The sequence below is a fragment of the Gordonibacter faecis genome (assembly GCF_030077735.1).
Classification (GTDB): domain Bacteria; phylum Actinomycetota; class Coriobacteriia; order Coriobacteriales; family Eggerthellaceae; genus Gordonibacter; species Gordonibacter faecis.
Window position 1 is genome coordinate 175,639 of sequence record NZ_JASJEU010000013.1, and the last position, 18,404, is coordinate 194,042.

The window sequence follows — 18,404 nt, forward strand, 5'->3', positions numbered from 1 at the left end:
GTTACTCATGTCTCGTGTGCTTGATTTGTTTTGTGAGCTTGCTCGGATTGAGAGTCCTTCGCGCTCTGAGGGGGTTATGGCGGCGCGTTGTGCTGATGAGTTGCGTGATCTGGGGTTCTCGGTGCGCTTCGACGATTCAGCTGCGCAGACGGGGTCGGATACGGGAAACCTCATTGCGCATCTGCCGGGTACGGCGGCGGGGCACGTGGTGCTGTCGGCGCATATGGATACCGTGCGGCCGTGCGCGGGCATCGAGCCCGTTGTCATGGACGGGGTGGTGCGCTCGGCTGGCGATACTATTCTTTCCGCCGATGACAAAGCGGGCGTGGCGGCCATTCTGGAAGGCGTGCGCTCGGTGGTGGAATCGGGCGTGCCGCGGCCCGATGTCACCGTGCTGTTCACCACGTGCGAAGAGCTGCATCTGTTGGGTTCCGGGGCGTTGGCCGCTGACGCGCTGCCTGCTGGCGCACCGTGTTACGTGCTGGATGCCGACGGCGCGCCAGGCACCGTGGTGACGGGCGCGCCCTGCCACTGGGGGCTTGAGGCGGCGTTCGCTGGCCGCGCCTCGCACGCGGGCGTGGTGCCCGAGGCGGGCGTGTCGGCCATCCAGATGGCGGCGGCCGCCATTGAAGCCATGCCACTTGGCCGCATCGACGAGGCCACCACGGCAAACATCGGCGTTATTGCGGGTGGCTGCGAGACCAACGTCGTGCCGGACGCCTGCACACTGGCAGGCGAGTGTCGCTCGCTCTACCCCGAGCGCGTCGAGGCGCAGAACGCAGCGATGACGTCCGCGCTGGAAGAGGCCGCCGCCCGCTTCGGCGGTACGGTGGACGTGTGCTGGACAAAAAGCTACGACGCGGTACTTTATAGCGAGGACGACGCGGTGGTGCAAGCAGCCGCCCGTGCGGCACGCGCTGCGGGTCTTGAGCCGGCGTTTCGCCACGACGGCGGCGGTGCCGATGCCAACATCCTCGCTGCTCGCGGTGTGCGCGCCGTCACCCTCGGCGTTGGCATGACCGCCTTCCACTCCACCGACGAGCATATAACAGTAGCCGACCTTGAAAACTCCGCCCGCCTCGCCGCAGCTCTCATCCAAGAAAGCGTGGAAGCCTAAGCGCCAGCATACGTTCTTCGTGCGTGGACAGGGGTGCTTCTGCTGGCATCCCTGCACGCCCGAGCAAGAGTTTTCACCGTGAGCAAATAAATTTGAGATTACGTGGAGGCGCGGACTCACATAGCGCAACGGTATGCCTTTCATCAGGCGAAACGCAATAAAAGAAGATGGATACTCCCGGATGCGTGGCGTTTGACAAGCTGCGGAGGCGATGATAAAGTTCTCCGTCGCGCCTCATATCGGTGCGCGTTTTCGTGTGCGAATCAGCTGAGCGCACAGGAAGACATCCGTTGGTCCCGTATCAACAAAGGTAGTAACAGGCGTTTTATGTGAATGGTCAAACGATTCACCATAAAACACCGTCAGGTAGAAAAAGGAGAAGAGTTTTGCCTACCATCAACCAGCTGGTCCGCAAGGGCCGCAAGAAGACGGTCGAAAAGAAGAAGACGCCGGCTCTCAAGGGCAACCCGCAGAAGCGTGGCGTGTGCACGCGTGTGTACACCACTACGCCGAAAAAGCCGAACTCGGCTCTGCGTAAGGTGTGCCGTGTGCGCCTCGTCAACGGCATGGAAGTGACCGCCTACATCCCGGGCATCGGCCACAACCTGCAGGAGCACTCCATGGTGCTCATCCGCGGTGGTCGTGTTAGGGACCTCCCCGGTGTGCGCTACAAGGTCATCCGTGCCGCGCTCGACTGCTCGGCCGTCGACAACCGCAAGCAGGCTCGCAGCCGCTACGGCGCCAAGCGCCCGAAGTAACCACTAAGACGCGCGGGCCACACAACCGCCGCCGCCCAAGAGGGGCGTCGCGCGGGGCCTAATGGGCGAAGGAAACGCCCCGAAGCGCGCAGGAAGAAGAAGGAGATACAATGCCGCGTCGTGCAGCAGCAGTCCGTCGTGAAGTTCAGCCGGACGCACAGTACAACAACCGTCTTGTCACGCAGCTTATCAATAAGGTACTGCTTGATGGCAAGAAATCCGTCGCCGAAGGCATCGTTTACGGCGCTTTCGACATCATTGAGAAGAAGACCGGCGGCGACCCGCTGGCCGTGTTCAAGAAGGCCATGGACAACGTCCGCCCGACGCTTGAGGTTAAGCCCAAGCGCGTTGGTGGCGCCACCTACCAGGTGCCGATGGAAGTTAACTCCCGTCGTTCCACCACGCTGGCCATCCGCTGGATCGTGGACTTCTCGCGCAAGCGCAAGGAGCACACGATGAAGGAGCGCCTCGCCGCCGAGATCATGGACGCCTCTGAAAACACGGGCGCGTCGGTGAAGAAGCGTGAGGACCTGTACAAGATGGCCGAGTCCAACCGCGCGTTCTCGCACTATCGTTTCTAGGAAAGCGTGAGGATATCTTTATGGCAAAAATTGAACTGAAAGACACGCGCAACATCGGCATCATGGCCCACATCGACGCGGGCAAGACGACGACGACCGAGCGCATCCTCTACTACACGGGTAAAACCCATAAGATCGGCGAGGTGCACGATGGCGCCGCGACGATGGACTGGATGGTGCAGGAGCAGGAGCGCGGCGTAACCATTACCGCTGCCGCTACCACGTGCTTCTGGAAGTACCCCGGTGGTGCCGATGACGGCAAGGAGTACCGCTTCCAGATTATCGACACGCCCGGCCACGTTGACTTCACGGCTGAGGTCGAGCGTTCGCTTCGCGTGCTCGACGGTGCCGTTGCCGTGTTTGACGCCGTTGCTGGCGTGCAGCCGCAGTCCGAAACGGTGTGGCGTCAGGCCAGCCGCTACGGCGTGCCGCGCATCGCTTACATCAACAAGTACGACCGCGTGGGTGCCGACTTCTTCCACGCTATCGAAACCATGAAGGATCGCCTGGGCGCGCCGGCTATCGCCGTGCAGATGCCCATGGGTGCCGAGGACAACTTCTGGGGCGTCATTGACCTGGTCACCATGACCGCGTGGGACTTCAAGGCCGACGACAAGGGCATGACCTGGCCCGAGCCGATGGACGCCATCCCGGCCGAGTTCGCCGAAGAGGCTGAACTGCGCCACCAGGAGCTGCTTGAGGCCGCCGCTGATTGCGACGACAACCTCATGGAGAAGGTGCTCATGGAAGAAGAGGTGACGGTCGAGGAAATTAAGACCGCCATCCGCAAGGGCACCATCGCCTGCCAGATTCACCCCGTGTTCGTGGGTTCGTCCTACAAGAACAAGGGCGTGCAGGAGCTGCTCGACGGCGTGGTTGACTACATGCCGTCCCCCATCGACATCCCCGCCATCAAGGGTACCGATCCGGAAACGGGTGAGGAAGACGAGCGTCGCGCCGACCTGAAAGAGCCGTTCAGCGCGCTGGCCTTCAAGATTATGACCGATCCGTTCGTGGGTAAGCTCACCTACCTGCGCGTGTACTCGGGCCAGCTTGACTCGGGTTCCTACGTGCTGAACGCGTCCAAGGACAAGAAAGAGCGCATCGGCCGCCTGCTGCAGATGCACTCGAACCAGCGCGTCGACATCGACGGCTGCGCCGCGGGCGACATCGTTGCCGTCGTGGGCTTGAAGGACACGTCCACCGGTGACACGCTCTGCGACCCGGACAAGCCGATTGTGCTTGAGTCCATGGAATTCGCCGAGCCCGTTATCGACATCGCTGTTGAGCCTAAGACGAAGGCTGAGCAGGACAAGATGGGCGTGGCGCTGCAGAAGCTGGCTGAGGAAGACCCGACGTTCCGCGTGTCCACCAACCAGGAGACGGGCCAGACCATCATCGCTGGTATGGGCGAGCTGCACCTGGAGATCATCGTTGACCGTCTGCTCCGCGAGTTCAAGGTGGAGGCAAACGTTGGTAAGCCGCAGGTAGCCTACCGCGAGACGGCCACGAAAGAGGCCCTCAACGTGGAAGGCAAGTTCGTGCGTCAGTCCGGCGGTCGCGGCCAGTACGGCCATGCGGTCATCAACATGTACCCGCAGGAGACCGGCAAGGGCTATGAGTTCGAGAACAAGATCGTGGGCGGCGTCGTGCCGAAGGAGTACATCACGCCTATCGACAAGGGCATCCAGGAGGCGCTGAACTCGGGCGTTCTGGCAGGGTATCCCGTCGTGGACGTGCGCGTTGAGCTGGTTGACGGCTCCTATCACGAGGTCGACTCCTCCGAGGCGGCGTTTAAGGTGGCCGGTTCCATGGCCATCAAGGCGGCTCTCAAGAAGGGCAACCCGGTCATCCTCGAGCCGATGATGGCTGTCGAGGTTGAAACGCCTGAGGAGTACATGGGCGACGTTATGGGTAACCTCTCCAGCCGTCGCGGCCAGATCCAGGGCATGGGCGATCGCGGAGGCGCCAAGACCATCAAGGCGAAGGTCCCGCTGTCCGAGATGTTCGGTTACGCCACCGACCTGCGTTCCACGACGCAGGGCCGCGCTTCGTACACGATGCAGTTCGATTCGTACGAGGCTGTGCCGAAGAACGTGGCGGAAGAAATTATCAGCAAGGCCGGCGGCAACGCCTAGGGCGTGCGCGCGAGCATGATGGAGGTAAGGTAAGTGGCTAATCAGAAGATTCGCATCCGCTTGAAGGGGTACGACCATGAGATCGTGGACCAGTCCACGAAGCTCATCGTCGACACCGCTCAGAAGACGGGTGCCAAGGTGTCCGGTCCTATTCCGCTGCCGACGGAGCGCAACCTGTACTGCGTCGTCCGCGGTCCGCACGTCGACAAGGATTCCCGCGAGCAGTTCGAGATGCGCACGCACAAGCGCCTCATCGACATCTTGGAGCCGACCCCGAACACGGTCGATTCCCTGATGCGTCTCGATCTCCCCGCCGGCGTCGACATCGAAATTAAGCTGTAAAGGGGGTCAGGCTCACATGATCAATGCAATCTATGGTAAGAAGATCGGCATGACCCAGATCTTCGGCGAGGACGACCGCGTCATTCCGGTGACCGTTATCCAGGCCGAGCCCAACAAGGTCTGCCAGGTGAAGACGAAGGACACTGACGGCTACGAGGCCGTGCAGATGGGCTTCGGCGCCATCAAGGAGAAGAAGGTCAACCGCCCGATGAAGGGTCACTTCGAGAAGCAGGGCACGGCTCCCGTGCGTTACCTGCGCGAGGTGCGCGTGGAAAACGCCGGCGAGTACAAGGTCGGCGACGAGCAGACGGTGGCCGCGTTCAACGAAGTGAAGAAGGTTGACGTCACCGGCACGTCTAAGGGTAAGGGCTTCGCCGGCGTTATGAAGCGCTACGGCTTCCGTGGTGGCCCGGGTGGCCACGGCGCTCACTTCCACCGCGCTCCCGGTTCGGTGGGCCAGTGTGCCACGCCGTCCCGCGTGTTCAAGGGGCTTAAGCTCCCTGGTCACATGGGCTGCGAGACCGTGACGGTGAAGAACCTGGAGGTTGTCCGCGTGGACGAGGATCAGAACCTCATCCTCATCAAGGGCGCCGTTCCCGGTGGTAAGAATGGTATCGTTCGCGTCCGCATGGCGTAAACGTGGGTTTGGATACAGAGGAGTTTAACCTATGACCACGATTGAGATCAAAGACGCGAGCGGGAAGAAGGCCGGCTCTGCCGACCTGGCCCCCTCCGTTTTCGGCATCGAGCCGAACATCCACGTGATGCACACGGTCGTGCGTTCGCAGCGCGCCGCGTGGCGTCAGGGTACGCACGACACGAAGACCCGCGGGCAGGTGCGCGGCGGCGGCAAGAAGCCGTGGCGTCAGAAGGGCACCGGTCGCGCTCGTCAGGGCACCATCCGCGCTCCCCAGTGGGCCGGCGGCGGCACCGTGTTCGGTCCGCATCCGCGTTCCTACGAGATGCGCGTGAACAACAAGGAAATCAAGCTGGCTATGCGCTCTGCGCTGTCCGCCAAGCTGGCCGATGGCGAGTTGGTTGTGGTGAAGGACTTCGAGTTCGAGAAGCCTTCGACCAAAATTGCCGTAGCTGCCATGAAGGCGCTTGGCCTGGAAGGCCGCGTGACGATGGTCATCCCCGATGACGCGGTGGACACCTACCTGTCGTTCCGCAACATCCCGAAGGTGAACATCCTTCCCGCTTCCGACATCAACACCTACGAGCTGATTGACAACAAGAAACTCGTGGTGACCGAAGACGCCCTGAAGTACATCGAGGAGGTGCTTGCATAATGAAGGACCCCCGCGAGGTTATCATCCGCCCCATCATCACGGAGCACAGCTACGACATGATGGAGCAGAACACCTACACGTTTGAGGTGGCGAAAGACGCGAACAAGGTTGAGATCGCTCAGGCGATCGAGGCAATCTTTGAGGTGAAGGTTGTCAAGGTGAACACGCTGAACGTGAAGCCGAAGCCGAAGCGCGTTCGCTATCAGCTGGGCCAGACCCGCACCTGGAAAAAGGCCATGGTCACGCTCAAAGAAGGCGACACGATTGAACTGTTCGCTTCCTAAAGCGTACGTTTAGAGTTTTGAGAAAAGCCCCTGCAATCGCGGGGGCTTTTTTGTGTGCCTTAAGGTCGGGCTTCGGGCGGAAAATGTGGGGAGGCTGGCACGAGGGGATGGGTTGGTGTATCGTGAGGGAATTGAGCGTGAGCCAGGGGGAGAAGAAAGAGGTCAACCGGTGGCGTTTGTGGAGTTCAGGGATGTGCGTAAGGTGTATACCATGGGTGAGGTGGAGGTGGCCGCCGTTGATGGTATGACGTTTGACATCGAGCGCGGTGAGCTTGTGGTGGTGGTTGGGCCTTCCGGTGCTGGTAAAACGACGCTTTTGAACATGCTGGGCGGGATGGATGGGTGTTCCTCGGGCACTATTCGGCTGGACGGGCGGGAGATCAGCTCGTTTGGGCAGAAGGAGCTTACGTATTACCGCCGCTATGATATTGGCTTTGTGTTTCAGTTTTACAACCTGGTGCAGAACTTGACGGCGCTTGAGAATGTGGAATTGGCATCGCAGATTTGTAAGGACCCGCTTGATGCGGCGTTGGTGTTGGCGCAGGTGGGGCTGGGGCATCGGTTGGATAACTTCCCGGCGCAGCTTTCGGGTGGCGAGCAGCAGCGCGTGGCTATTGCGCGCGCCCTGGCGAAGAACCCCAAGCTGCTGTTGTGCGACGAGCCCACGGGCGCGCTCGACTATCAGACGGGTAAGGCTATTCTGAAGCTGCTGCAGGACACGTGCTACGACACGGGTAAAACCGTGGTGCTGATCACGCACAACTCCGCGTTCACGGCCATTGCCGATAGGGTCATTCACATTCGCGAGGGACGCGTGGCGGGTGTCGAAGTGAACGACGCGCCGCTCTCGGCTGAGACGCTGGAATGGTAGGTCTTCGGTTCCGGTGAGAAGCGCGTTCAACAAAGAAGTCGCTCGTTCTATCACCCACTCGCTCGGGCGCTTCTTGGCCATTGCCGCTATCGTGGCGCTGGGCACGGGCTTCTACGCCGGCTTGCGCATGACGGCGCCTGACATGAAGCTGGCGGCGGACGCATTCTATGACGGCACGAAGTTGATGGACGTGCGCGTGCTCTCGACGCTGGGGCTGACGGACGACGACCTCGCAGCGCTGCGCGACGTGGAGGGCGTGGACGCGGTCATGGGTGCGTATGAGACCGATGTCATGGCTACTATCGCAGGTGAGCAGTATGCCACGCGCGTGCATTCGCTCCCCGACGCGGCGCGCACTTCCGACACCTCCGACGGGGTACAGGCGCACGCGGACGACCCCGACTATCTTAACCGGCCGATTCTGGTTGAGGGCGCGTGGCCTGCGCGAGCGGGGGAGTGCGTGCTGTCGGCCGACCTCGTGACGGCGCAAAATGCGCGTGTCGGTGACACCGTGCGCATTGACGAGTGGACGGAAGGCCAAGAGGATGCGCTCGCGGCCCGCGAATACACCGTGGTTGGTCTGGTGAGCGCGTCGTACTATGCCACCTCGTCGGACTTGGGGGCAACGTCGCTCGGCAGCGGCTCCATCACCCAGTATATGTATGTGCCGGAGGACGATTTCTCGGCTGACCTTCCCTACACCGAAGCGTTTTTGACCGTGGCGGGTGCGGCGGATGAGCGTTCGGGCAGTGCGGCCTACGACGAGCGCGTGGCTGGGGTGACGGAGCGCATTGAGGCGCTGGCACCCTTCCGCGAGAAGGCGCGCGTTGATGGTTTACGCGCGGAAGCGCAGGGCGAACTTGACGACGCCCGTGCCGAGTATGACGAACAGAAGGCTGACGCTGACTCCCAGCTGGCCGACGCGAAACAGCAGCTGGACGACGCAGCGGCCAGCATTGCCGAAAACGAGCAGAAGTTCGCTGATGCGCAGGTGCAGTATGACAACGGCGTGGCCGAACTGGCGAACCAGCGTGCGAGTGGCCAGTGGCAACTCGATGCCGCCGCGCAGCAGGTGGCTGACGGTCGTGCGCAGGTGGACGCAGCGCGACCGGCCATTGAGCAGGGGCAAGCGCAGCTGGCGGTAGGCTGGGCGCAGTGGCGGCAGGGTGCTGACGCGCTCGCGCAGGCGCGCGCCGCATGGCAGGCGCAAAGCGATGCGTTGTCCGGTGCCGTTGCGCAGATGGAACAGGGCATCGCGGCGCTTGAAGCGCAGATTCAGGCGCTCGACCCGAACGATCCCGCCTACGCCGCCACAAAAGCTGCCCTTGAGGCGCAGCGCGAGGGCCTTGCGGCCCAGTTGGAGCAGTTCAAGCAGGAGCACGCCGCTGACTTTGCTGCTCTTGATGCCGCCAAGCAGCAACTTGACGCGCAGCAGGCTACCGTGGATGCGACCAAGCAGGAACTCGATACCCAGCAAGTGGCATTTGACCAGCAGAAAGCGCAGTTCGACGCCGTGGTGGCGCAGGTGGAACAGGGCGCCGCCGATCTTGCGGCGGCGCAAGCGTTGGCCGATTCGCAGCTGGCCGCCGCCCAGCAGCAGCTTGATAGCGCGGCGGCACAACTGACGAGCGGCCGCGCGCAGCTTGCGCAGGGCAAGGCTGACTACGAAAGCGGCCTCGCCGAATACGAGAGCAAGAAAGCCGAGGCCGACGAAAAACTGGCCGACGCCAAGCGCCAGCTCGATGACGCTCAGCGGCAAATCGACGATTTGGAAAACCCCGTCTGGTATGTCATGGATCGCACGGCTAACTACGGCGTAGCCAGCTTCAATGCCGACGCCGACCGCGTGGACAGCATCGCCGCCGTATTCCCCTTCATCTTCTTCCTTGTGGCGGCGCTGGTGGCGCTCACCACTATGACGCGCATGGTGGAAGAAGAGCGCATGCTCATTGGTACGTACAAGGCGCTCGGCTACAGCCGCGCGCGCATTACGGCGAAGTACCTGGTGTACGCCTCAATCGCCAGCGTGACGGGCAGTATCATAGGCATTGCGGTGCTGTCGCAGGTGCTGCCGACGGTTATCATGAAGGCGTACGGCATTATCTACTTCGTGCCGTCTCAGCCGCTACCCCTCACCATTGACCTGGGGCTTGCGGGACTCGCGGCCGGACTTGGCGTGGGCGTGACGCTGGTGGCCACCGCCGCCGCAGCCGTGTCCACACTGCGCGAGCGCCCCGCCACCCTCATGCTGCCGCGCGCACCGAAGTCGGGTAAGCGCATTCTGCTGGAGCGTATTACGCCGCTCTGGCGGCACCTGTCCTTCTCGTGGAAGGTGACCTTCCGCAACCTCTTCCGCTATAAGAAGCGTTTCATCATGACGGTGATTGGCATCGCGGGATGCACGGCGTTGTTGCTCACGGGGCTGGGGCTGTCGGATGCCATCAACGACATCATTGACAACCAGTTCGGCTCCATCACGAAGTACAACGCCCTGATCACACTTGAGGACGAACTCACGGCTGAAGAACAGGCCGAACTTGACGCGGTGCTGGGCAACAAGGAACTCGTGAGCGACCACGGACGCGTGCAGCGTGAGAATATGCTGACGGCGGGGCCCGACGACGAGGACGTGGGCGTGCAGGTGATGGTACCCAAGGACGCGGACTCCCTCGACCGCTTCGTGATGATGCGCACGCGCCTGGGGCACGAGCCCATCACGCTGGGTGCAGACGGTGTGGTGCTGGCGGAGAAGCTGGCCACGCAGCTAGGCGTGGGGGTGGGCGACACTGTGTCGTTCACCGAGCAGGACGCCATCGGCAACGCCACGGGCTCGCCGCACGAAGCCATGGTCACGGGCATCATGGAGAACTACATCTACAACTACGCGTTCATCGGCCCTGAGCGCTACGAGGAACTCATGGGCGAAGCGCCGCCGTACTCCACGGAATTGGCCATTGTTGCGCCCGACCCGCACCTTCGCTCCCAGCTGAGCGAGGACTTGGGCGCCGTCGAGGGCGTGAAGACCGTGGCGTACAACGATGAAACCATCGACGCGTATCGCGACATGCTGTCGAGCGTGAACATGATTGTGGTGGTGCTGGTGGTGGCCGCTGCGGCACTCGCGTTCATCGTGCTGTACAACCTGACGAACATCAACATCACCGAGCGCATGCGCGAGATAGCCACGCTCAAGGTGTTGGGCTTCACGCCGCGTGAGGTGGATGCCTACATCTACCGCGAGATTGCGCTGTTGTCCATCATCGGCAGCCTTGTGGGGTTGGTGCTGGGTGTGTGGATGGAAAGCTTTGTGGTGGTGACAGCCGAAGTGGATCAGGTGATGTTCGGGCGCGTCATCCACCCTGAGAGCTTCCTGCTTGCGTTTGTGCTGACGATGGTGTTCACCGTACTGGTGATGATTGCTATGCGCCGCAAGTTGGGGAACGTCGACATGGTGGAAAGTTTGAAGTCAAACGAGTGAACTCGCTTTCTGGCGGAGCCTCCGGGATGGACTTGCGGCTCGGGCAGTCCTGGGCTCGCACGAAAGCGCCACTGGCGCTTTCGGCTCGTGCGGAACTCGCCTCAAGCCCACCCCGGAGGCTCCGCCAGAAAGCGGTGACTTGTGTGACGTTCGGGGAAAAGAGGGGAAGAGCTTTCGGCTCGTGCGGAATCTCGCAGCAAACCCACCGCCAAGCCCACGCCCAAAAGGCAGTAGGGGCTGCAACAAAAATTCCACTTGCAGGTACTCCGTAGGGCAAGGGTTCTACCCTTGCCGCTCAGTGAGAACGAACCTGTTTGGTTAAATGTTGTTGACGGCAAGGGCAGAGCCCTTGCCCTACGGCCAACTTGTGGCCGAAGAAGAGGTTAGTTGGAGGGGGGAGTATCAAAACCCCTGGTGGGAAATGGGAATCAGTCTGGAGGTATTACGGGTTTTTCGACATTTAAGAGATTACAGGGGATGCGATTATTGCTCTGGGCTTGTTAGAGTGTCGCCTTGAGAGATCGAATTCGCTTCGTGTGATCGGCGCGGTTCGCTGTGCTGGATGAGTGTGCGTGAGTCGTTGCGGACACCGAATGCGATCCTCCGGATGCTGTGAACCAAGCGGGTGTGCAGCATCTGTAGCGAGCAAGCGTATCAGAGAGAAAGGACCATCCCTATGTGCTTCAGACCAGCTGCTGTTAACCTTGACAAGACCTGCCCCAAGTGTGGTGCCACGGCCCAGCCGACGGATACCGTGTGCCCCCAGTGCGGCGCCGAGCTTCCTTCCGGCCCCGGTGCTCCGGGTGCGCCGGGCGCTCCTGGTGCCCCTGCGGCTCCTGGTGCTCCGGGAACGCCGGGCGGCGCGCCGAAGGCTCCGGGTGCTCCCGGCGCTTCTGGTGCCCCCAAGGCTCCCGGCCAGTAAGCATTCCCCTGCACAATCACATTCCCTTCTGTGAGGTAAGCACAGGGCCCCAGCTTTCCCCGGCTGGGGCCCTGCCGCGTTTAGGGGGCTCAAAGGAGCGCAAACGAGAGGTCTCTTCGCAGATAAAAACTCGCGTTACCACCCTTTTTCTGCAAAAACAGGCGAAAGTGGTACGTCGAGTATGAGATGAAAAAGACGAAATAGGACCTTTGGTACAATGCGCGGATTCTCTCGACGGGGTATAGTTCTTACTGCGCTGCACGACAGGCACCGCGCGGACGTTGAGGTCAAACCCCCTGAATAGACCTCCCGCCCTTCGCCCGCAGGGCGCCGCGGAAAACTTGTCGTGCAGCTTCTTCTTTTTCCCCTCTCGCACGGGGCTCCCCTCGACAGAATCTCAGCAAAAGTGTCACTATGCCTTGGCTAACCTTCGAGGTATTGCGCGCATCTCGGCCTCGCATCGCGCGATGTGCGTTACAATTGCAAGCTAATAAGGACTGGAGAAGAAGACTGCGCACCTTTCCCGCAGGTGCCCGCATGGGGCGTGCGGTGGAGAAACGCGAACCTGCGCTTTCCGCGACACGAGGGACGCATGCCCGGGGTGGCATGAAGAGCGTGTGCGTTGTTTTCACTCCCGCCTGGCGTCACGCGCCGCAATGCTCGTAAGAAGGAGACGGAACCACATGAAAGTCACTCAGAAGAAGCTCGACGACGGCAAACTCTTGATTGATGCCGTGGCCTCAACGGCCGAGGTGAGCCGCGCGCTCAACAACGCCCATATCGGGTTCGCGCAGCAGATGGGCCTGCGCCCCGAAAAGGATAAGACGGTGGCCGAAGTGGCCGAAGAGCGCATGGGCGTGAAGGACCTCGACTCGGTGGTGCAGGCGCAAGCGGTGGAAATGCTCGTGCCGTTTGCCATTGACAAGACCGGCATTCTTCCCGCGTATCCGCCCCAGCCTCAGGTGAAATCCGCGTTGCGTCGCGGCCAGACGTTCCAGTTCTCGCTTGAGTTGGCCCCGAAGCCCGACTACGACTTGGAGTCGTACGATCCGGTGGAAATCACTATCCAGCCGCTCGTGCTGGACGAGAAGGAAATTGACGCACAGATTGCCAGCATGGCTGAGCGCTATGCCGAATTCGTGGCCGACGATCCGCACCCGGTGCGCAAGGGCGACAGCTGCCTGTTGGCCCTGGAGTCCTACGAGAGCGGCAAGCAGGTGGCCGGCCTCACTACCGACGCGCGCACGTATACGACGGGCGCGGGCCTCATGCCCGACGGCTTTGATGAGAACATCATTGGCATGGAAGTGGGCGAGACGAAGAAGTTCACGTTCGAAGGCCCCGGCATTGACGACGATGGCAACGAGATTGTGGAAACCATCGAGTGCACGGCCACGGTGAAGGAAATTCAGAAAAAGGTCATTCCGGTCATAGACGATGAGTGGGTGCAGAAATATATGCCCATGTACAAGGATGCCGCCGCGCTGCGTGGCAGCATCTCCGAGAGCATGAACAAGCAGGCCATGGCTGAGTACGAGAATTACAAGCGCAACATTGCTGCCGGCGAGCTGGCCAAGCGCTTTAAGGGCCGCATTGCTGACGAGGTGTACGAGGCCATGTCGCGCAACCTGATGAACAGCCTGCGCATGCAGGTTCAACAGCAGAACATGACGTGGGAGCAGTTCATCGAGCAGCAGGGCGGCGAGCAGCAGTTCAACATGATGATGATGATGCAGACCCGCCAGATGCTGGTGCAGGGTTACGCGCTGGATGCTCTGTTCCGCCACGAGGGTCTGGTAGTGAGCGACGAGGACGTGAACGAGGCGTGCCGCGCCATGAACCCGCAAAGCCCGCTGAGCGTGCGTCGTCAGATGGAAGAGTCGGGCCGTGGCTTCGCGCTGCGCGAGGCGGCCGAGCGCATCAAGGCCAACAAGTGGCTGCTTGAGCATGCGAAGATCACCGTGAAGGATCCGAAGGCCCCCAAGCAGGAAGAGGCAGCGGCTGAATAAGCGCTTGCGCTTGCCGTTAAAAGACTCTGTAAGCCTGCCAGGTTAACCGTAGGGCAAGGGTTCTACCCTTGCCGTCAACTACGGAAGACCTGGCAGGTTTTGTTTTTGCTGAGCGGCAAGGGCAGAGCCCTTGCCCTACGGAGTACCTAGGAAGGGTGCGAGGGGTCGGGCGATGTGCGACCCTACTGCGTGCGCTCTACCAGGTCGATGAGTTCCTGGTGGGAGTGGACGTCCAGCTTGGCGTATACGTGGCTTACGTGCGTCTTCACGGTGTTGTAGGACACGACGAGGGCCTCCTGGATGAAGCGCACGTTGCGCCCGCGGGCGAGGTATTCGAAAATTTCCTGCTCACGGTCGGTGAGGCCGTGCGCCGCGCCAATGGCGGCACAGCGCTGTTCCAGCGTGGATGCGGAAGTGGCGCCCGCCTCCGCGTCACCAGTGGCAGCTACCGGTGCAGTAACGAGGGGCACCAGCGGCGCCACTCCGTTGATGGTGCTGGTGAAGCTAAACGTTTTCTGCACGAGCACCACGTAGGCTACAATGCCGAACACCACCACAGAGGCGATGGCGGACACGGCGGAAGGGTCGGCCGCCTGCACGTTTGTGAAGCGCCCGAAGTTCGCACCCAGCAGCGTACCCCACGACGCCATCGCGTTTCCCCAGGCCAGAAGCGGCAATGCGTTCAGCGTGTTCTTCGCCCCCAGCGCTATGAGCACGTAGTACATCAGCATCTCGAAGAATCCGGTGCCGCACGAGAGAACCATGCTGGTGACGGAGCCCTGCACGTGCGCGATGGATAGCATGAGAAATCCGGCCACCGAGCACAGGATGGACAGCTGGAACAGCCGGTCGGGCGAAAGCTCGCGGCGGCTGGCTATCACGTAGACGGCCACAAGCGCGAGCGGGGCAAGCGCGCCCAGCGCCAGCAGCGGCACGCGATCCACCTCGCCAAACGTGAGCGTGTAGCCATAGATGAAGCGGAAGATGAGCAGCGTGATAAACACCTGGTGGCCGAAGGGAAGAAACGACTTCGGTGCCGTGACTGCGGCCTGCGCGGGCGAGCCCTCGGTGAATATCTGATTGAAAAGGGGCCGCGCCGCCGGTGCCATGAGTGCGAGGGAGCCAAGCGGCAACAGGCAAAACAGCGTGAGGTTAGCCTCTCCCGGCACCAGCGAAAACAGCCCGCGGCTGGCGTAGGCCAGCACGTAAGCGGACGTCACCGCCACGCCGAGGCGACGCATGCCAAGCCCAATGCAGCCAATGCCCACGACGATGTTCGCCAACCCCGTGCCTACGGTGACAAGGGACGCGCCCGCCACCAACAGGGCCGATTGTCGCAGTGCTAACCCCGCCGCCACAAGCAGCGAGCCGGCAATCATGACGGCCGCAGACGCGCCGAAAAAGCGGCCGCTATCAAATAGGTGCGGCCGCCAATAGGACACAAACGCAATGGCGCTGAGCGCGATGCCGCCCGCTATGGCGCTTGCCTCGCGCGTCCATATATACACCGAGTCGAAGAGCGGAAAGGCGCAGTAGTTCAGCAGCCAGTATTCCGCAAACGACACGGCGAGTGCAATCGTGCAAAGAACAAGGTGCCCGCGCATGGCGGGCGAAGTTGTCTCGGGCGCCGCGCTGAGCGCGCGCGACGCGGGAGAAGCGGTTGACATGATGCCTCCTCCCTCCCCGGAAAAGCATCGTGCGGTCTGTCGGCCCTCCATTCTAGCAGGGCGACGTGGCATGAGGCGGCGCTGTGGGCAAAATCACCCAAGTTGTATGAGGCGCTTCACCCGGGTCACGTGACGCTCTTTTTGGCCGGACTCGGTATGGTTGACCTCGTAAAACCCGTTCACGCGGGGAGGGAAAAGGTTGAACGATCGAAAGGGGAACACCATGACTGAATCAAGCAAAGGTTTGAGTCGCCGCGCCTTCTTGGGGCTGGGAGCAACGGCTGTCGCCGTGGCCGGCGCGGGGCTGGTGGGTTGCGCGCCCGCAGCGGCGCCGTCCAAGGAGGATAAGGCAACCGCGGCTGTGAGCGACTGGCTGGGCGAAGAGCCGGAGATTGCCGAGGATAAGATTGTCGAAACCATCGACACCGAAATTCTCGTGTGCGGCGCTGGCACGTCCGGTCTGTTCGCCGCTTGCTCCGCGGCCGAGGAAGGCGCGAAGGTGGTGTGCATCGAGAAGGGTGCCATCGGCGGCGGCGTGCGCGACAACCTGGGTTCGCTCAACAGTCGCCTGCAGAAGGAGGCCGGCTGCGTCATCGACGAGAACGAGATCTGCAACGACCTGACGCGCTACGCGAACGGCTACGCGAACCCGCGCCTCTACCATATTTGGGCGCAGAACTCCGGCGAGGCCATCGACTGGTATCAGGATCGCCTGGAAGAGGCCGGCTTCCAACTGTTCTTCGAAGCCGCCAACAACTGCAAGCCCACCATCTACAAGCACTGGGCCACGGGCCACATCCCCAGCTGGCCGGCCGACGCTGAGTTCGCGGGCCTGTCGGACGTGGTGAACGGCAAGATTGTGCTGGGTGACTACGCCAAGGAGAAGGGCGTGGACTTCCGCTTCACCACGCCGCTCGTGAAGCTGGAGCACAAGGACGGCAAGGTGACGGGCGCCATTGCGAAGGGCTCCGACGGCTACATTCGCATCAACGCCAGCAAGGGCACGGTGGTCTGCACTGGCGGCTACGCGCGCAACGAGGACATGCTGAAGGCGCTGCAGCCCCAGACCATGGACAAGTATTCGCTGTCCATTGCTATCGACGGCACGACGGGCGACGGCATTAAGGCCTGCCTCTGGGCCGGCGCGCACATGGACGAAATTCACACGGCCATGGTGTTTGACCGCGTGGCGGTGAAACCGAACGAGTTCGGCGGCTCGCAGACCACGGGTTCGCTGTTCTGGATGGGTTCGAACCCGTGGCTCAAGGTGAACCTGAACGGCGAGCGTTTCTGCAACGAGTCCGGCCCCTACGACTACATCCTGAACGCGGCGCTCACGCAGCCGAACCACACGATTGTGGACATCTGGGACTCGGATTACGAGAAGTACCTGGAGCAGTTCGACATCCATGGCTGCGCGCGTGTGTATCCGTTCGAGAACGGCGCGCCCACGAACATGAACCTGGAGACGGTGAAGGGCATCAACGAGGGCCTGCTGGCCGACGGCTACATTGTGAAGGCCGACACCATCGAGGAACTGGCCGAGGGCCTGGGCATTCCCGCCGAGAATCTGAAGAAGACGGTGGAGCGTCAGAACGAGAACTTCGACAAGCAAATGGACCCCGACTTCGGCAAAGAGGCATTCCGCCTGTCCGCCATCCGCACGGCGCCGTTCTATGGCGTGCGTACGTCCGGCTACATGCTGTGCACGCTTGACGGCATCACCATCAACGAGGAATTCCAGGCTGTGGACGACGCGGGCGAGGCTATCGAGGGCCTGTATGTGGCCGGCGTCGACTCGGGCTCGTACTACGCAGGCACGTACCCCAACATGTCCACCGGCAACTGCTGCGGTCGCTCCGTAACGTTCGCCCGCATGATTGGCAAGGCGCTTGCTGCGAAGTAGGTGTGTGCGCGAAAGCATGTGCCCGTGTGTCGGTGTGGGTGTGAGAGCGCTCGAAGTAGGTAAGTGTGTGATGTGAGCGTGTGAAGGCAGCGCATAGTGTTGCGTGTTGCCGCGCACTTCAATAACCCGCCCGGCTTAGCGCTTCCCCAGAAACGCCAAGCTGTGGCTCAAAACCCGTCGGTCCTGCGCCCCTCCCTCCCTGGCGCAGGACCGATTGGTGTTATGGGGAAGTGAGCGAGGGAGGGTAATGCGGAACGAAACGCATTTCAAAACGGTGGGACTATAAGAACGCGATAGTGATGTCCTTGCGGGCTGGTTCTTGGCCTTTGTCGAGGTAGGCTTTGCCGCCGCCTATTTGTGTGCCTTGAGCATCGAAGCTCATGCAAACGGCCATGCAGGTCTTTTCGTGCTCGCAGCCATCTTTGGCCTTATCGGCGGCAAGGATATAGCGGTTTTGCTTTTCGTTGGCGAGAATCTGTTGTTCAAGATCCTTTTTTGCCTCTTCATAACCAATGGCGGCATGTTCCTCAATGAACGCGCGGAACTTCTCTTCTCCCCTCATGGTGATGTTCACTTCCATGGAAGGAACCTCCTTGTTCGCTCTGGTGTGGCGTGCCCGACTGACACACGGGTGCAGGTCGGGCACCTTTTGTTGAGTACGGTGCGAGTGCCCCTTACCTACTGTTCGACGGTGGTGTACAACGCCCAGCGCGTCTTGCCGTTCATCTTGCCTGCCAGTTCTTCAACCTCTCCGCTGTAGAGGCACCAGGCTTGACATGCTTGGACGCACGCTGGCATTTTGCCTGTGGCGGTGCGGCTCGCGCACATATCGCACGCCTTAGTGATGGTGGGGTTGTATACCCACTCGTAGGGTGTTTCAGCGTTGATGTCGGTGGTATAGCGATAGGGTCCGACCTCAGTCACTTTGATGCCAAACTCCCCAGCGGCAAGTCCCCGTTCGTTGCGGCAAGCAACTTCGCAGGAGTGGCAACCCGTGCAGTACTCGTAATTGACCAATATGCCTTTCATGCGCTTCCTC

Annotated in this window: 16 protein-coding genes; 13 read left to right on the forward strand and 3 right to left on the reverse strand. The window is 61.4% G+C overall.

Annotated elements, in window-relative coordinates; genetic code table 11:
• The first annotated feature begins 7 nt into the window (after window positions 1-7).
• The 12 genes from QNJ86_RS07255 (at window position 8) to QNJ86_RS07310 (ending at window position 13,792) form a co-directional block, all read left to right on the forward strand.
• A complete protein-coding gene (locus QNJ86_RS07255; RefSeq protein WP_283831935.1) occupies window positions 8-1,117 on the forward strand; it encodes a M20/M25/M40 family metallo-hydrolase in 1,110 nt (369 codons plus the stop codon).
• A 386-nt stretch (window positions 1,118-1,503) separates the two neighbouring features.
• Window positions 1,504-1,875: a 30S ribosomal protein S12 gene (gene rpsL / locus QNJ86_RS07260; protein WP_283831936.1), complete on the forward strand. Its 372-nt coding sequence runs from the start codon at window positions 1,504-1,506 to the stop codon at window positions 1,873-1,875.
• Between the two features lie 110 nt (window positions 1,876-1,985).
• Window positions 1,986-2,456: a 30S ribosomal protein S7 gene (gene rpsG / locus QNJ86_RS07265; protein ID WP_283831937.1), complete on the forward strand. Its 471-nt coding sequence runs from the start codon at window positions 1,986-1,988 to the stop codon at window positions 2,454-2,456.
• Between the two features lie 20 nt (window positions 2,457-2,476).
• Window positions 2,477-4,594: an elongation factor G gene (gene fusA / locus QNJ86_RS07270; RefSeq protein WP_283831938.1), complete on the forward strand. Its 2,118-nt coding sequence runs from the start codon at window positions 2,477-2,479 to the stop codon at window positions 4,592-4,594.
• A 33-nt stretch (window positions 4,595-4,627) separates the two neighbouring features.
• On the forward strand, window positions 4,628-4,936 hold the full coding sequence (rpsJ, locus tag QNJ86_RS07275) for a 30S ribosomal protein S10 (protein ID WP_080142318.1): 309 nt from the start codon (window positions 4,628-4,630) through the stop codon (window positions 4,934-4,936).
• A 16-nt stretch (window positions 4,937-4,952) separates the two neighbouring features.
• Window positions 4,953-5,573: a 50S ribosomal protein L3 gene (gene rplC, locus QNJ86_RS07280; RefSeq protein ID WP_283831939.1), complete on the forward strand. Its 621-nt coding sequence runs from the start codon at window positions 4,953-4,955 to the stop codon at window positions 5,571-5,573.
• Between the two features lie 31 nt (window positions 5,574-5,604).
• Entirely contained in the window at window positions 5,605-6,228 is a 624-nt protein-coding gene (gene rplD / locus QNJ86_RS07285; protein WP_283831940.1) for a 50S ribosomal protein L4, read from the forward strand.
• Entirely contained in the window at window positions 6,228-6,512 is a 285-nt protein-coding gene (gene rplW, locus QNJ86_RS07290) for a 50S ribosomal protein L23 (RefSeq protein ID WP_283831941.1), read from the forward strand. Before rplD ends, rplW begins: the two co-directional genes overlap by 1 nt.
• Before the next feature lie 169 nt (window positions 6,513-6,681).
• Entirely contained in the window at window positions 6,682-7,383 is a 702-nt protein-coding gene (locus QNJ86_RS07295; RefSeq protein ID WP_283831942.1) for an ABC transporter ATP-binding protein, read from the forward strand.
• Window positions 7,384-7,396: 13 nt separating this feature from the next.
• Complete coding sequence (locus QNJ86_RS07300; RefSeq protein ID WP_283831943.1) at window positions 7,397-10,861, forward strand: ABC transporter permease; 3,465 nt, start codon at window positions 7,397-7,399, stop codon at window positions 10,859-10,861.
• Window positions 10,862-11,537: 676 nt separating this feature from the next.
• Complete coding sequence (locus QNJ86_RS07305; protein ID WP_283831944.1) at window positions 11,538-11,783, forward strand: zinc-ribbon domain-containing protein; 246 nt, start codon at window positions 11,538-11,540, stop codon at window positions 11,781-11,783.
• Between the two features lie 683 nt (window positions 11,784-12,466).
• Window positions 12,467-13,792: a trigger factor gene (locus QNJ86_RS07310; protein ID WP_283831945.1), complete on the forward strand. Its 1,326-nt coding sequence runs from the start codon at window positions 12,467-12,469 to the stop codon at window positions 13,790-13,792.
• Window positions 13,793-13,974: 182 nt separating this feature from the next.
• On the opposite strand, the gene QNJ86_RS07315 is transcribed toward QNJ86_RS07310, so the two are convergent.
• Complete coding sequence (locus QNJ86_RS07315) at window positions 13,975-15,459, reverse strand: helix-turn-helix transcriptional regulator (protein WP_283831946.1); 1,485 nt, start codon at window positions 15,457-15,459, stop codon at window positions 13,975-13,977.
• Between the two features lie 223 nt (window positions 15,460-15,682).
• Here QNJ86_RS07315 and QNJ86_RS07320 point away from each other — a divergent pair, with 223 nt between their 5' ends.
• A complete protein-coding gene (locus tag QNJ86_RS07320; protein WP_283831947.1) occupies window positions 15,683-17,365 on the forward strand; it encodes an FAD-dependent oxidoreductase in 1,683 nt (560 codons plus the stop codon).
• A gap of 280 nt (window positions 17,366-17,645) precedes the next feature.
• Here QNJ86_RS07320 and QNJ86_RS07325 read toward each other — a convergent pair whose 3' ends face one another.
• Complete coding sequence (locus tag QNJ86_RS07325) at window positions 17,646-17,945, reverse strand: hypothetical protein (protein WP_283831948.1); 300 nt, start codon at window positions 17,943-17,945, stop codon at window positions 17,646-17,648.
• 98 nt (window positions 17,946-18,043) lie between these two features.
• Window positions 18,044-18,394: a 4Fe-4S dicluster domain-containing protein gene (locus QNJ86_RS07330; protein ID WP_283831949.1), complete on the reverse strand. Its 351-nt coding sequence runs from the start codon at window positions 18,392-18,394 to the stop codon at window positions 18,044-18,046.
• Window positions 18,395-18,404: the final 10 nt, after the last annotated feature.